This is a genomic window from Azospirillum sp. A1-3, from assembly GCF_023806445.1.
Lineage (GTDB): Bacteria > Pseudomonadota > Alphaproteobacteria > Azospirillales > Azospirillaceae > Azospirillum.
This window is the reverse complement of the sequence record NZ_JAMSLU010000001.1, coordinates 463,558-478,044: the sequence shown is the minus strand read 5'-3', so window position 1 is coordinate 478,044 and position 14,487 is coordinate 463,558. Positions and strand designations below refer to the sequence as shown.

The following is a 14,487-nucleotide window of genomic DNA, read 5'->3' as shown; positions in this document are numbered from 1 at the left end:
CGGCATGAGCGATCCGACGGATTCCCGACTCGATTTCCGGCCCGGCCGGCGGGAGGCCCTCGGCCTGCTGCTGGGGGCTGCCGCCACGGCCGCCGCCCCGCCTGCCTTCGCCCAGGACGCTCCGCCCGATGTCGGCGTCCCGCGGCTGGGCGAGGAGCTGACCCCCTTCGGCGCGGTACAGGCCGGCAACCGCACGCGGGCGATCCCGCGCTGGACCGGCGGCCTGACCGAGGCGCCGCGCGGCTATGTGCCCGGCCGGCCACCGCCCGATCCCTACATCGAGGATGTCCGCTGGTTCACCGTCGGCGCCGCCGATGTCGAGCGCTACAAGGTCCGGCTGACCGCCGGACAGCAGGCGCTGCTGGCGAAATATGCGGAAAGCTTCGAACTGGCGCTGTTCCCCTGCCACCGCAGCGCCGCCGCACCACAGCGGATCTATGACGCCACGCTCGCCAACGCCGACCGCGCCGGCTTGGGGGAAAACGGTCTGGCGTTGCGCGATGCGTCGGTCGGCGTGCCCTTTCCCATCCCGGCCAACGGCGTGCAGGCGATGTGGAACCACAAGCTGCGCTGGCGCGGCGGCAGCGTGTCGCGCACCAGCCTGACCGTGGTCCAGTCCGGCGACGGCAGCCGTTCGATGACGAAGCTGCGGGAGGAGTTCGCCTCCCCCTATGCCGACGGCGACATGGCGGCACCGCCGCTGCTCTATCGCCGCACCATCCTGGAACCGAAGGAGCAGGCCGGCAGCAGCCTGATCCTGCAGGGGACCCTCGACCCCATCGCCGCGCGCACCCACGCCTGGGCGCGGGAGGGGGAGCGTGGCCGCGTGGTGAGGGCGCCCGACTTCGCCTATGACACGCCCGACCCGGTGACGGGCGGCATCTGCACCGCCGATATGCTGGACATGTTCAGCGGCGCGCTCGACCGCTTCGACTATACGCTGGTGACGCGGCGCGAGATGTACATGCCTTACAACGCCTACCGGCTGTCCAACCCCGGCCTGACGATGCGGGACATCCTGTGGCCGGGGCACCCCAACCCGCAGTTCCTGCGCTATGAGATGCATCGGGTCTGGGTGGTCGATGCCCGGCTGAAGCCGAATTTCCAGCACGCCCTGCCCGACCGCACCTATTACCTGGACGAGGACAGCTGGCAGATCCTGGCGTCGGAGCATTACGACGGCAAGGGCGACCTGCTGCGCTACGCCGAGGCGCACCCGGTGCAGCATTGGCAGGTCCCCGCCCTGGTGCCGGCGGTGGAGTTCGCCTTCGACCTGACCGCCGACCGCTACACCGCCCGCGGCCTGGACAACGGACTGCCCCCGCCGGTGTTCGGCGCGCCGCTGACGCCGCAGGATTTCACCCCCGACGCCCTGGTCCGCCGCGGACGGCGGGGGTAACGGGTCCGGAGAGCGATCACTCGGATCCGGTCTGACGAACCTCGTGGACCTCGGCCGGATGGGCGGCGTGGCGGTTCAGGACCTCCAGCGCGATGCGTTCGCGCGCGGCGTCGCCGACATTCACCCACAGCAGGATGCCGCCCTTGTCGAGCTGCTGCAGCATCGGCTCGTTGCGCTTGTCGGTGATCCATTGCGACAGGAAGGACCCCGCCGCTCCGCTGCCCACCCCGGCGGCGGCGGCAGCGGCGGCCGCGGCGAGCGCCGTACCGCCGGTGGCCAGCACCGCGCCGGTGGCGATGATCGCCCCGACATAGGCGGGGAAGCCGACCGCGGCGCCCTTGCCGCTGCCGACATCCTCCGGCGAAATGTAGGCTTGGCGTGGCGCGTTGGGATCGTGGGCGAGGCTGCCGACATCGCCGGGCACGCCGCCCAGACGCTCGCGGATCGTCTCGTCATTGGCCAGCACGCTCAGCTCGTGGCGCTGGAATCCGGCCAGCGTCAGATCGTCGATGGCGCTCTGCAGGGCATCGCGGCTGTCGAAGACCGCCACGGCCTCGCGCACCGCGGCATCAGTGCCGGTGCTTCCGGTGTCGCCCGTCCAGGCGCTGGAATCGATCGTGGTCGGGTTCTGGTCGCGGCTCTCGATCATGCCTCCACCCCTTCGCTTCGCAGGAAGTCCGAACAATCCGGATCCAACCGCAAAGCGGGGGCAAGGTTCCGCTCAGGGTCGCGATGATGTGACCGGCGGAGACACCACGCCGCGCGGTTCCGGCATGGCGCCAAGGAACCACCACAGGCCCAACCCGATCAGCACGGCCTTCACCAGAAGGAACAGCACGATGTGGCGGGCCAGCGGATTGCGGAGCATGAGCTTCAACCTGTCGATGCAGCAGGCTTGGAGATGAATGCCGATCTGGCAAAAGCACCCGTCTTTTGGCTAGTATCCGGCACCCCTGCTGTCAAGGAAGGATACCCGCCATGAAGCGGCTCCTGCTCGCCACCCTGTTCGCCGCCGGCCTGTCCGCCGGTTCCGCCGCCCCGGCCCTCGCCCAGATCAGCCTGTTCCAGGACACCGGGCTGATGCAGGCGGTCAATGACGGCGACGTCGCCAAGACGAAGGGCGCCCTGTTGCGGGGCGAGAACCCGAATCAGGCCGACATCCACGGCAAGACCGCCCTGCTGGCCGCCGTCGACCGCTCCAGCCCGGCCATCGCCAAGCTGCTGCTGGAAAGCGGCGCCAACGTCAACCGCGCCGACAAGGCCGGCAACACCCCGCTGCTGGCAGCGGCGGAGAACGGCAATCCGGAACTGATCGACCTGCTGCTGAAAAAGGGCGCCAAGGTCGACATGGAGAATCGCGAGGGCATGACCCCGCTGATGGTCGCCGCCCGCAGCGGCCGGGCCGACGTGGTGGACCGGCTGCTGAAGGCCGGGGCGCAGGTCGACCGCTCCGACTTCACCGGCCGCACCGCGCTGAACTGGGCGCAGGACAGCCGCAACGCCCGCGTCGGCACCCTGCTGCGCCAAGCCGGCGCGCGCTGACAGCCGAACTCTATTTCGCGGAGACTTCATGTTCGGTTCGGCCTTCGGCGGTCCCGGCCCGCTGCTGCTCCTGCTGCTGGCGCTGGCGATCGACGCGCTGTTCGGCGATTGGCTGGACCGCATCCTGCCCGACCCGGCGGGGCTGGCGCGGCGTTTCTGCAACGCCGCCGATGCTCGGCTGAACCGGGCGGAGCGGGGCAAGTCGGCACAGGTGATCCGCGGGGCGCTGGTGGTGCTGGCGCTGGTGCTGATCGCGGTGGCGGCCGGGCTGCTGGTCGAGTGGATCGGCTCCATCGGCCGCGGCTGGATGGTCGAACTGCTGGCCCTACTCTGCGGCCTGCGCGGCCGGGCCGCCTGGACGCGCATCCGCGCGGTGCGCCGCGCGCTGGAAAGCGGTGGGCTTGTTCCCGGCCAGGAGGCGATCCAGTCGCTGACCCGCCGCCATGTCTATGGCCTGGACGAGCACGGTATCGCCCGCGCCGCGGTGGAAGCCGCCGCCCGCGCCTTCGACCGCAAGCTGGTGGCGCCGGTCTTCGGCTATGCTCTGCTCGGCGTGCCGGGCCTGTTTGTCTGGACCGCGCTGGACGGCGCCGACGCCGCGCTGGGCAGCCCCGGCGTCCGCCATGGCCGCTTCGGCCTGACCGCAGCGACGCTGGACGACGCGCTGAACGCCCTGCCCGCCCGGCTGGCCGGGCTGCTGCTGGCGCTGGCCGCGCCCTTCATCGGCACCGCCAAGGCCGGCGCCGCGCTCCGCGCACTGGGCCGTGACGCGCGCAAGCACCCGTCGCTGAACATGGGCTGGCCCATCGCCGCGATGGCGGGCGCGCTGGGGCTGGCGCTGGGCGGTCCGCACCGCGACGGCGGCGTGGTCATCACGGAGAATTGGATCGGCGACGGCCGAGCCCGCGCCACTCCCGGCGACATCGGGCGAGCGCTCGCTCTCTCCGCTGTCGCCGCCTTGCTGCTGGTCGGGCTGGTGGCGCTGCTGCTGTGGGGCGTGGCGGGGATCTGAAGGTCCGCAGCCCTGCGCGGCAGGCACGGCAATGTCACGCCCTTGGCAGGTCACCGCATCCGCTCCGCCCATATACTAATATGGCAACCTTGGGGAAGGCGGGGCCATGGCGATGGGGGAAACGACGACGGCTGCGGGCACGCGGGCCGGCCCCGGCGATGCGGTGCAGGCGGAGCGATCCTTGCCGGAGCATTCATTGTCCGAGCGGCGAGCCGGCCGGGCCGGCATCTTCTGGATGATCCTGACCACGCTGCTGTTCGTCACCCAGGACGCCACCACCCGCATCCTGGCCAAAAGCTATCCGGTGATGGAGGTCGCCTGGGCGCGGTTTGCGGTCCATATGTTGCTGGTCGGGATCGTCGTCGCGTGGCGCAGCCCGCATCTGATGGTGTCGCACCGCCTGCCCCTGCAACTCGTCCGCTCCTGCCTGCTGCTGGCGACCACCTTGCTCGCCGTCCTGTCTTTGCGCAGCATCCCCTTTGCCGAGGTGCAGGCGATCGCCGCCGCCGCGCCGGTCCTGATCACGGCGCTGTCGGTACCCCTGCTGGGCGAGAAGGTCGGCTGGCGGCGCTGGGTCGGCGTGCTGGCGGGCATGGCGGGGGCGCTGATCATCGTCGGGCCGGTGGGTGGCACCTTCCAATGGGCGTTGGCCCTGCCGCTGGCTGCGGCATTCAGCAACGCGCTGTACCAGATCGCGACGCGCAAGCTGAGAGGCGCGGATTCGCCGACCACCACCATCTTCTACACCGGCATGGCCGGCACTGTGGTCTGCACCCTGGCCCTGCCCTTCAATTGGGTGACACCGGACCTGACCGGTGCCGCTCTGATGGTGCTGTTGGGGACGCTGGGCGGCATCAGCCATTTCTGCCTGATCCGCGCCTACAGCGCCGCGCCTGCCGCCACCGTGGCGCCCTTCGGCTATACGACGCTGGTGTGGGCGGCGGTCTATTCTCTGATGGTGTTCGGCGAGGATTTGCGCCTTTCGACGATCGCCGGCACGATCATCATCGTCGGCAGCGGCGTCTACATCTTCTATCGGGAACAGACACGATCGCGGCAGGCGTCGTGAGGAATCAGGCCGCCTGCGGCCCGACATCCTCCACCATATAGAACGGCCCCCGCCGGTCGCGCTCGACTCGCAGGATGAAGCGGCTGATCCCGCCGGCCTTGATGGTCCAGAGATCGCCGCCGTCATCCAGCGGACGAAGCTCCAGCTCGTCCGGCACCGGGGCCTCGCCCAGCCGTTTCAGGATGCGGTCGGCGCGGGTGCGGTCGATGGCGGGCAGGCTCTCGGCGGCGCGGGCGTCGAAACGGTCGCTCTTCACATAGCGGGTGCCGGCACCCTGGATCGGGCTGGACGGCCGGCCCGGCTGCAGCCGCGCCCGCGCCGCCATCAGGCGCCAGCGCGCCGTGCCGCAAGCCTGCACCGCGGCGGCATGGACGGCGGCGACCCGCTCGATCAGGTCCGGGAACAGTGGCATCAGCTCCCGCCGCTTGTAGGCGACGCGGCTCATCAGGTCGTGGATCGAACGTTCGGCGGTCGCGGCGGCGTCGGGCAACTCCACCGTCTCCGCCGTCAGCAAGGCCGGGATGGCGTCGAGCGCCGCCCCCGTCACCAGCGCGTCGATGCGGGCGAGCGCCGCCGCCCCAGCCGCGTCGGTACGGGCGATGGCATCGGCCACCACCGGACGGGCGCGGTCGAGCGCCTCCGCCCTCGGCACCTCGTCCGACAGGGCGGACAGCCAGCCGGCGTCGAACAGGGTGCCGTCGGGGAAGGGAGGAAAGGCGCTCAATCGCTCAACGCTTTGTCAGTGGGGGCTCTGCCCGTGAAGGTCAGCCGTCCGCGCGCATGCGGGCGACGATGGCCTCCAATACCTCTTCGGCCCGGTCGTTGTCGACCTGACAGGTGCCGGCCGCCTGATGGCCGCCGCCGCCATATTGCAGCATCAGCGGACCGATGTCCGTCTTCGAACTGCGGTTCAGGATCGACTTGCCGCAGGCCAGCACGGTGTTCTGCTGCTTCAGGCCCCACAGCACATGGATCGACACGTTGGTATCGGGGAACAGCGCGTAGATCATGAAGCGGTTGCCGGCATAGATCGTCTCTTCCTTGCGGAGATCGAGCACGACGACGTTGCCGCGCACGGTGGCGCAGCGCTTCAGCTGATCGACGAACAGCTCGGCATGCTGGGTGTAAAGCTCCACCCGCTCTTTCACGTCGGGCAGCTCCAGGATCTGCGCGATGGAGTGGCTGCGGCAGTAGTCGATCAGGTCCATCATCAGCTGGTAGTTCGACACCCGGAACTCGCGGAAGCGGCCCAGGCCGGTGCGCGCGTCCATGATGAAGTTCAGCAGGGTCCAGCCGGTGGGGTTCAGGATGTCGTCGCGCTGGTACTGTGCCGAGTCGGCCTGATCGACCGCCAGCATCATCTCGTCGGAGATGGTGGGGAAGCGCTCCTTCCCGCCATAGTAATCATAGACGACGCGGGCGGCCGACGGCGCCTTGGGGTCGATGATGTGGTTCGGCTTCTCGCCGACGCGCATGGTCTCCGACAGGTGATGGTCGAACACCAGATGGGCGCCTTCGACATAAGGCAGGTTGGTGGTGATGTCGCGGCCGGTGATCTCGACCTTGCCGTCCTGCATGTCCTTGGGATGGACGAACTTGATCTCGTCGAGGATGCCCAGTTCCTTCAGCAGGACGGCGCAGACGAGCCCGTCGAAATCGGAACGGGTAACGAGGCGGTATTTCGCGGCGTCGGACATGCAAGCTTCCCGTGGCGACCGTCATGGTTGAGCGCGTGCCGGAAGGGTAGTCGTCTACCCCTTCGGCGCGCAATGCTTTACCAGAGGACCGTTGCGGAGATCAGCCCCGGATCAGCCCCACGGGCCGCGGCGGTTCTGCGGCATGAAGCCGCCCTGCCCGCCCTGAGTTCCACCCTGATTGCCACCCTGCGGCGGCGCCCCCCAAGGCGAGCGGCCGTCGCGCGGCGGGGTGTGGCCGCCACCGAAGCCGCCACCCCCGAACCCACCACTGCTGAAGCTGCCGGTCTGGGCCGCCATGGCGCGCAGCCGTGCCACCCGCTCGCCCATGTCGGGGTGGGTGGAGAACAGGCTGGCCATGCTGGCGCCGCTGAGCGGGTTGGCGATGAACAGGTGGGCGGTCGCCGGATGCGCCTCCGCCTGATAATTGGGGATGTGGTTGGCGCTGTTGTGGATGTTGGTCAGCGCATCGGCCAGCCAGTTGGGACGGCCGCAGATCTCGGCGCCGATGCGGTCGGCCTCGAACTCGCGGGTGCGGCTGATCGCCATCTGCACCAGGGTGGCGGCGATGGGGGCGAGGATGGCGGCCAGGATCGCCCCGACCATGCCCAGCGGGTTGCCGCCGCGCTCGTCATTGCTGGAGCCGCCGAAGAACAGGCCGAAATTGGCCAGCATCGACACCGCGCCGGCGATGGTCGCGGTGATGGTCATGATGAGGGTGTCGCGGTTCTTCACATGGGCCAGTTCATGGGCCATCACGCCGGCGATCTCCTCCGGCGTCAACCGCTGCAGCAGGCCGGTGGTGGCGGCGACCGCCGCATGCTCCGGATCGCGGCCGGTGGCGAAGGCGTTGGGCTGGTCGTTCTGGATGATGTAGACGCGCGGCATGGGCAGGCCGGCGCGCTCCGCCAGCCGGGCTACGATGCCGTGGAACTCAGGCGCCGAGTAGGCGTCGACCTCACGGGCGCCATACATCGACAGCACCATGTCGCCCGAATTCCAATAGCTGAACAGGTTCATGCCCAGCGCGAAGACGAAGGCGATGATCAGGCCGGTCTTGCCGCCCAGCAGGAAGCCGACCGCCATGAAGATCGCCGTCAGGCCGGCAAGGAGAATGGTGGTCTTCAGATAGCTGGTCATGATCGCCATATCGGTTCAGGATGGGCCGAGGCGGGGTAACCCGCCCTGATCCGAGATATGGGCCCGATCCGCGCCCCCGTTCAAGATGTCCGCAGTATCGCGATGGATATGATGACCGAACAGACCAAGCCGCAGCAGGACGCCGCCGAGGCGGTGGCCGAAAACACCGCCACCGAGGGGACGGAAGCCAAAGGCCCCGAGCAGAAGCCCGGCGAGATCGGCGGCCCGAAGGGGCCGGAACCGACCCGCTATGGTGACTGGGAGTTCAAGGGGCGCTGTTCGGACTTCTGATCGGAGATTAACTCCCTCCGGTCACTCCATCCGACGCCCCGTCACCGCATCGAACAGGTGCAGGGCGCCGTCCTGCGGGGCGACCGTCAGCCGGTCGCGCTCGCGAACGGTGGGAATGCCGGCCATGCGGACCAGCAGCGTCTCGCCGTCCGGCAGGCGGCCATAGACCACCGTGTCGGCCCCCAGCGCTTCCACCAGTTCGATCTCGATGGAGAAGCCGTCCGCGGCGACCGCCAGATGCTCCGGCCGGATGCCCAGCTTGATCGGCCGGCCGGCATCGGTCGCGCGCGGCTGCGGCAGGGGCAGACGCTGTCCGCGCGGCAGCAGCACCGCCTCGCCACGGTCGTCGATGCGGCCGTCCAGCACATTCATCGGCGGCGAGCCGATGAAGCCGGCGACGAACAGGCTGGCCGGGCGCTGATAGACCTCCAGCGGCGTGCCGATCTGCTCGGCCACGCCATGGTTCATCACCAGGATACGGTCGGCCAGCGTCATTGCCTCCACCTGATCGTGGGTGACGTAGAGGCTGGTGATGCCGAGCCGGTCCTGCAGCCGCTTGATCTCCACCCGCATCTGGGTGCGCAGCTTGGCGTCCAGGTTCGACAGCGGCTCGTCGAACAGGAAGGCGGCGGGTTCGCGCACGATGGCGCGGCCCATGGCGACGCGCTGGCGCTGGCCGCCCGACAGCTGGCTCGGCCGGCGGTCGAGGAAGCGGCCGAGTTCGAGGATCTCCGCCGCCTTGTCGACGCGGGCGCGGATCTCCGCCTTCGGAATCCCGCGGATCTTGAGGCCATAGGCCATGTTGTCGAAGACCGACATGTGCGGATAGAGCGCGTAGTTCTGGAACACCATCGCGATGTCGCGATCCTTGGGGTCCAGCTGGTTGACCACGCGCCCGCCGATGGCGATCTCGCCGCCGGTGATGCCTTCCAGCCCGGCGACCATGCGCAGCAGGGTGGACTTGCCGCAGCCCGACGGCCCAAGCAGGACCAGGAATTCGCCGTCCTGGATCGCGATGTCGATGCCCTTGATCGCTTCGACCGGGCCGTAGGACTTGCGGACGTTGCGGATTTCAACGGTTGCCATTGTTCTTCTTTCCCTTCGCCCGCGCTTACTTTTCGCTGTCCACGAGGCCTTTGACGAACCAGCGCTGCATGAACACCACCACCGCCACCGGCGGCAGCATCGCCAGCACCGTGGTCGCCATGATGATGTGCCAGTCGTTGGCCGATTCGCCGGTGCCGATCATCTTGGTGATGCCGGTCACGATGGTTTCCATGTCGCCGCTGCTGGTGACCAGAAGCGGCCAGAGATACTGGTTCCAGCCATAGATGAAGAGGATGACGAACAGCGCCGCGATGTTGGTGCGCGAAAGCGGCAGAACCACGTCGATGAAGAAGCGCACCGGCCCGGCGCCGTCGATCTTCGCCGCCTCCAGCAGCTCGTCCGGGATGGTCAGGAAGAACTGGCGGAACAGAAGCGTGGCGGTGGCCGACGCGATCAGCGGAATCGCCAGCCCGGCATAGGTGTTGATCAGACCCAAATCGGCGACGACCTTGTAGGTCGGGATGATCCGCACCTCCACCGGCAGCATCAGCGTGATGAAGATCAGCCAGAAGAAGGCCATCCGCAGCGGAAAGCGGAAGAAGGCAACCGCATAGGCCGATAGGATGGAGATGGCGATCTTGCCCAGCGCGATGGACAGCGCCATCACCAGGCTGTTCAGCATCATGGTGCGGACGGGCGTGTACATGGCGCGCTCGCCCGCCTCGCCGACCCAGGCCTGGGCGTAGTTCGCCGCCCCCTCCCCACCCGGCCACAGCGGCAGCCCGCCGCGCCCGATGGTGCCGGCATCCCAGGTGGAGCCGATCAGCGTCACGTAGATGGGATAGGCGAAGATCAGCACGCCGGCGATCAGGACGATGTGCGGCACCAGATCGATGAAACGGGTCTGCTTCATGAGTAATGGACCTTGCGCTCGACGAAGCGGAACTGCACCGCGGTCAGCGCGATGACGATCACCATCAGGATCACCGACTGGGCCGACGACCCGCCGAGGTCGTTGTTGACCACGCCGTCCTGATAGACGCGGAAGATCAGCGTCTCCGTCGCCTTGCCCGGCCCACCCTGGGTCAGGGCGTGGATGGTGCCGAAGGTCTCGAAGAAGGCATAGACCATGTCGACCACCAGCAGGAAGAAGGTGGTCGGCGACAGCAGCGGGAAGGTGATGGTCCAGAACCGCCGCACCGGCCCGGCGCCGTCGATGCTGGCCGCCTCCATCACGGAGCGCGGGATCGCCTGCAGCCCGGCCAGGAAGAAGATGAAGTTGTAGGACACCTGCTTCCAGCTGGCGGCGAGGATCACCATCAGCAGCGCCTGCCCGCCGTTCAGCCGGTAGTCCCAATCGAAGCCGAGCGCCCGCAGCGCGCGGCCGAAGGACCCGATGTCGGGATTGAAGATGAACATCCACAGCACCGCCGCGACGGCCGGGGCCAGCGCATAGGGCCAGATCAGCAGCGTCTTGTAGGCGCTGGCGCCCTTGATCTTGGAATCGGCGAGCACCGCCAGCAGCAGCGCGACCCCCATCGCCAGCACCGTCACCGCGACGCTGAAGATCACCGTGGTCTTCAGCGTGTCGAGATAGTTCGGATCGCCCAGCACATAGGTGAAATTCTCGAACCAGACGAACTCGCTGCGGATGCCGAAGGCGTCCTGAAGATGCACCGACTGCCAAACCGCCTGGGCCGCCGGCCAGATGAAGAACACCAGCGTCACCGCCACCTGCGGCGCAAGCAGCAGATAGGGCAACAGCCGGCTGTCGAAGGTGACGCGACGCTGCAAAGGTTGGTCTTTCGTGGGTTAGGCGTTGCGTTCGGGAGCGCCGCTCCCCCGCTTCCCCCTCTCCCCGGGGGGAGAGGGGATCCGGGAAGGTTTCAGGCGGCCAATCAGCCCTTGTTGGCCCGCTCGAAGTTGCGGAGCACGGCATTGCCGCGCTTGATCGAGGCGTCGAGCGCCTGTTTGGCGTCCTGCTGGCCCTGGAAGGCCTTCTCAAGCTCTTCCTGGATGATGTTGCGGATTTCCGGCAGGTTGCCCAGTCGTAGGCCCATGCTGTTCTCGGTGGTCGGCGTCCGGGTCAGCTGGGCGGCCGGCACGTCGGCACCGGGGTTCTTCTCGTAATAGCCCTGAGCCTTGGTCAGCTCGAAGCCCTTCATCGTCACCGGGACATAGCCGGTGTCCATGTGCCACTTCGCATCGACCTCGGGCCGGGCGAGGTAGGTGAAGAACTGCGACACCGCCTTGTATTCGGCCGGCGTGCGCTTGGGCGAGGTCATCACCCAGAAGGCGGCGCCGCCGATGATGCTGTTCTTCGGGCCATCCTTGGCGAATTCCGGCCAGTAGGGCAGCGGGGCGGCACCCCAGGCGAAGGTCGCCTCCTTCAGGATACGGCTGCGCAGGCCCGATGAGGCGTGGATCATCGCGCATTCGCCCGAAGGGAACAGGGCGTCAGGCTTGTTGTCGCGGCCGCCATACTTGAACAGACCGTCCTTCTGCATGTCGATCAGCGTCTGGACATGCTTGACGTAGAGCGGCGCATTGATCTTCAGCTCGGCCTTCAGGCCGCCGAAGCCGTTGGCCTGGCTGGCGAAGGGCGTGTTGTGGATGGCGCCCAGCTGCTCGAACTGCGCCCACACCGGCCAGGAGGTGGTCAGCGGGCAGGTGGAGCCCGACGCCTTCAGCTTCTTCGCCGCTTCGATCATCTCCGGCCAGGTCGCCGGCGGCTTGTTGGGGTCGAGGCCGGCCTTCTGGAAGGCGTCCTTGTTGTAGAACATGATGGTGGTGGAGCTGTTGAACGGCAGCGCCATCATCTTGCCGTCCTTGGACGAGTAGTAGCCCTTGACCGCCGGGATGTAGGCGTCGGGGTCGAAGGACGCCCCGGTCTCTTTCATCAGCTGATAGACCGGCTTCACCGCCGGGCCGGCGGCCATCATGGTGGCGGTCCCGACTTCGAACATCTGCACGATGTGCGGCGCGTTGCCGGCACGGAAGGCGGCGATGGCCGCCTGCATCGTCTCCGGATAGCTGCCCTTGTAGGAGGCGTTGACCTGGACCGCCTGCTGGCTGTCGTTGAAGTCCTTGACGATCTGCTCCAGCTGGCCGCCGAGCGGCTGCGGCAGGCCGTGCCAGAAATCGACCACCGTCTTCTGCTGCGCCAGGGCCGAGCCCGGCAGGGCGGCGGCGAACAGCAGCGCGGTGGTGGTGGCGGCGCCCGTCAGGAGGGCAAGCTTGCGGCGGGTCAACATGCGGTGGGTCTCCCTATCCCGGTATGGTGCGCGGTTGTCATGAGGGCAACGGGTTGCCATCCCGCGACGCTTTCGTGAAGTTTTGGTGGCAAACGCATACAGCGCTGTGTGCGGTTGCGAAAAAGACCGGCGGTACGATGATCGTTTTCGAAACTGTTTGGTTGCTCTAACCGTCACACTGCGCACGCATACCAGGGTCTGTCAAGACGCCGCTTTACAGTTTTATGACGTGAAAACCACGGTGATGAAATGTTGCGGAGCGAAAATGCGCGGGCGCGAAATGTCTAACTTGGGCAGGCGGTATCAGGCCGGCGAACGGGCGGCAGGCTGCGGCTGAGCAGGCGACGCAGGGCGGTCGGGTCGCAGGGCTTGTGGACCATAGGAAAGCCGCTGCGGTCGACGCTGCGCAGCCGGTCGGGATCGGTGTCGCCGGTGACGATGACGCCCGGCACCCGCCGGCCGCAGCGGGCACGCACCGCCTGGATGGCATCGATGCCGGTCTCCGGCCCCGACAGGCGCAGGTCGGACAGCACGAGGTCGGGAGTGGCGGCGCCCCCGTCCAACCCGGCACAGGCCTCGTCGATGCCGCGGGCGGGGATGACGGCATAGCCCCAGCCCTGCAACAGCAGCCCCATCCCCTCCAGTTGCATGGCATCGTCCTCGATCACCAGCACCGTGCCGGCCGCCGTCGGAGTTGCGGACGCAGACTGGCCGACCGCCGGGTCAGGGTCGCTGTCGGCGGAGTCGTCACCCGACCGGTCGCCGTCATTGCCGGCCAGCGGCACATCCACCGCGAAGACGGAACCCTTGCCGGGCTTGGAGCGCACGGTGACCGGATGCCCCAGCACCTGGGCCAGCCGCCGCACGATGGCGAGACCGAGGCCGAGTCCCTGCTTGCGGTCGCGTCCGGGATTGCCGAGCTGGTGGAAGTCTTCGAAGATCACGGCATGGTTGGCCGGATCGATACCGACGCCGGTGTCCCACACCTCGATGCGCAGGTTCGCACCGCGCCGCCGCGCCGCCAGCAGGATGCCGCCCTTCAGGGTGTAGCGCAGGGCGTTGGCCATGATGGGCCGCAGCAGCCGCTCCATCAGCACCGGATCGCTGGTCACTTGGGCGTCGAGCGGATGGACGTTGAAGCGCAGCCCCTTGGCCTCCGCCTCCGGCCCGAACTCCTCCAGCATCTTGGCGAGCAGTTCGTCGACCGGGAAGGTCTGCGGCTTGGCGGTGACCAGCCCGGCTTCCAGCGCCGACACGTCCAGCAGGGCGCGCAGCAGGGTCTCGCCGCCGATGATCGCCTGCTCCAGCTTGTTCGCCAGCTCGATGGAGGCCGGGTCGGTCAGCCGGCCGCTCAGCAGATGGTGGAACAGGTGCATCGCCTGGAAGGGCTGGCGCAGGTCGTGGCTGGCCGCGGACAGGAACTTGCCCTTGGCGGTGCGGGCGCGTTCGGCATCGGCACGCGCCTGCGCGGTCTCCGCCCTCGCTTCGGCCAAGGCGGCTGCCGCGGCATCGGCGACCAGCGCCACCGCGCGGATCCGCCCGCCGGCATCCGCCACCGGGGTCAGCGCCAGCGCAGACGGCAGGCCGGGGAGCGGGCCGGCGGCGCTGGCCGCTATCCCGGTCTCCATCACCTGCCGCCGCAGCCCCTCGATCCCATCGGCGGTGCCGGCGGGCAGACCGGCCTCCGCCAGGGTCTTCCCCTCCACCGCGTCCGGCGGGCAGCCGAGAGCGTCGGCGAAGGCACGATTCGCCACCAGCACGCGCCCATCCTCGCCAAGCAGGGCCTGAGGCGATCCGCCGGCCGACAGCAGGGCGTCCAACCAATCCTCGCGTGTCGGCATTTGTTCTGGGATGAGAGGCATTGGCGTGTACTCGGCAAGGCTACGGGAAAGACCAACAACAGGAAAACGGGCGGCAGGACCGGCGATAAAAGGGAGGTCCACTGACCGCCGCGTTACCTCTGCTTTATCTTGTGCTCCAATCGATCGTGTCAAATGCGACCTCAGTCCACCCCATGGCCTAAGTTCGTTCGAAAGCCT

Annotated in this window: 15 protein-coding genes; 5 read left to right on the top strand and 10 right to left on the bottom strand. The window is 68.2% G+C overall.

All coding sequences use genetic code 11. The features are described from left to right. Positions 1-4: 4 nt before the first annotated feature. On the top strand, positions 5-1,399 hold the full coding sequence (locus M5E06_RS02300; RefSeq protein WP_252137000.1) for a DUF1329 domain-containing protein: 1,395 nt from the start codon (positions 5-7) through the stop codon (positions 1,397-1,399). A gap of 16 nt (positions 1,400-1,415) precedes the next feature. Here M5E06_RS02300 and M5E06_RS02295 read toward each other — a convergent pair whose 3' ends face one another. Both M5E06_RS02295 and M5E06_RS02290 read right to left on the bottom strand, forming a co-directional pair. Next, a complete protein-coding gene (locus tag M5E06_RS02295) occupies positions 1,416-2,048 on the bottom strand; it encodes a general stress protein (RefSeq protein WP_109153712.1) in 633 nt (210 codons plus the stop codon). Between the two features lie 72 nt (positions 2,049-2,120). Beyond that, complete coding sequence (locus M5E06_RS02290; protein WP_252136999.1) at positions 2,121-2,267, bottom strand: hypothetical protein; 147 nt, start codon at positions 2,265-2,267, stop codon at positions 2,121-2,123. 110 nt (positions 2,268-2,377) lie between these two features. On the opposite strand from M5E06_RS02290, the gene M5E06_RS02285 reads away from it, so the two are divergent. The 3 genes from M5E06_RS02285 to M5E06_RS02275 all read left to right on the top strand — a co-directional run bounded on the left by M5E06_RS02285 (position 2,378) and on the right by M5E06_RS02275 (position 5,022). Next, entirely contained in the window at positions 2,378-2,941 is a 564-nt protein-coding gene (locus M5E06_RS02285; RefSeq protein WP_109153711.1) for an ankyrin repeat domain-containing protein, read from the top strand. Positions 2,942-2,969: 28 nt separating this feature from the next. Next, positions 2,970-3,953 (top strand): CobD/CbiB family cobalamin biosynthesis protein, encoded by a 984-nt coding sequence (locus M5E06_RS02280; RefSeq protein WP_252136998.1) that lies wholly within the window; start codon positions 2,970-2,972, stop codon positions 3,951-3,953. Between the two features lie 106 nt (positions 3,954-4,059). Next, on the top strand, positions 4,060-5,022 hold the full coding sequence (locus M5E06_RS02275) for a DMT family transporter (RefSeq protein ID WP_252136997.1): 963 nt from the start codon (positions 4,060-4,062) through the stop codon (positions 5,020-5,022). A 4-nt stretch (positions 5,023-5,026) separates the two neighbouring features. Here M5E06_RS02275 and M5E06_RS02270 read toward each other — a convergent pair whose 3' ends face one another. The 3 genes from M5E06_RS02270 to htpX form a co-directional block, all read right to left on the bottom strand. Next, positions 5,027-5,746, bottom strand: a complete 720-nt coding sequence (locus M5E06_RS02270; protein ID WP_252136996.1) for a hypothetical protein — start codon at positions 5,744-5,746, stop codon at positions 5,027-5,029. A 40-nt stretch (positions 5,747-5,786) separates the two neighbouring features. Beyond that, positions 5,787-6,719, bottom strand: coding sequence for a DHH family phosphoesterase (locus M5E06_RS02265; RefSeq protein WP_109075471.1), 933 nt, complete (start codon positions 6,717-6,719; stop codon positions 5,787-5,789). 111 nt (positions 6,720-6,830) lie between these two features. Next, on the bottom strand, positions 6,831-7,865 hold the full coding sequence (gene htpX / locus M5E06_RS02260) for a zinc metalloprotease HtpX (protein ID WP_252136995.1): 1,035 nt from the start codon (positions 7,863-7,865) through the stop codon (positions 6,831-6,833). 93 nt (positions 7,866-7,958) lie between these two features. On the opposite strand from htpX, the gene M5E06_RS02255 reads away from it, so the two are divergent. Further along, the gene (locus M5E06_RS02255) at positions 7,959-8,147 is read left to right on the top strand and encodes a DUF1674 domain-containing protein (RefSeq protein WP_109075484.1); all 189 of its coding nucleotides are present in this window, start codon (positions 7,959-7,961) and stop codon (positions 8,145-8,147) included. A gap of 21 nt (positions 8,148-8,168) precedes the next feature. Here M5E06_RS02255 and M5E06_RS02250 read toward each other — a convergent pair whose 3' ends face one another. The 5 genes from M5E06_RS02250 to M5E06_RS02230 form a co-directional block, all read right to left on the bottom strand. Then, a complete protein-coding gene (locus tag M5E06_RS02250; RefSeq protein WP_252136994.1) occupies positions 8,169-9,233 on the bottom strand; it encodes a sn-glycerol-3-phosphate import ATP-binding protein UgpC in 1,065 nt (354 codons plus the stop codon). Between the two features lie 25 nt (positions 9,234-9,258). After that, positions 9,259-10,107 carry a sn-glycerol-3-phosphate ABC transporter permease UgpE gene (ugpE, locus tag M5E06_RS02245; protein WP_149197499.1) on the bottom strand — a complete coding sequence of 283 codons (849 nt, stop codon included), beginning with the start codon at positions 10,105-10,107 and terminating at the stop codon, positions 9,259-9,261. After that, positions 10,104-10,988, bottom strand: coding sequence for a sn-glycerol-3-phosphate ABC transporter permease UgpA (gene ugpA, locus M5E06_RS02240; protein ID WP_109075475.1), 885 nt, complete (start codon positions 10,986-10,988; stop codon positions 10,104-10,106). Before ugpA ends, ugpE begins: the two co-directional genes overlap by 4 nt. A 104-nt stretch (positions 10,989-11,092) precedes the next feature. Then, positions 11,093-12,448, bottom strand: a complete 1,356-nt coding sequence (gene ugpB, locus M5E06_RS02235; RefSeq protein ID WP_252136993.1) for a sn-glycerol-3-phosphate ABC transporter substrate-binding protein UgpB — start codon at positions 12,446-12,448, stop codon at positions 11,093-11,095. Between the two features lie 284 nt (positions 12,449-12,732). Beyond that, positions 12,733-14,289, bottom strand: coding sequence for a hybrid sensor histidine kinase/response regulator (locus tag M5E06_RS02230; RefSeq protein ID WP_252136992.1), 1,557 nt, complete (start codon positions 14,287-14,289; stop codon positions 12,733-12,735). Between the last annotated feature and the right edge of the window lie 198 nt (positions 14,290-14,487).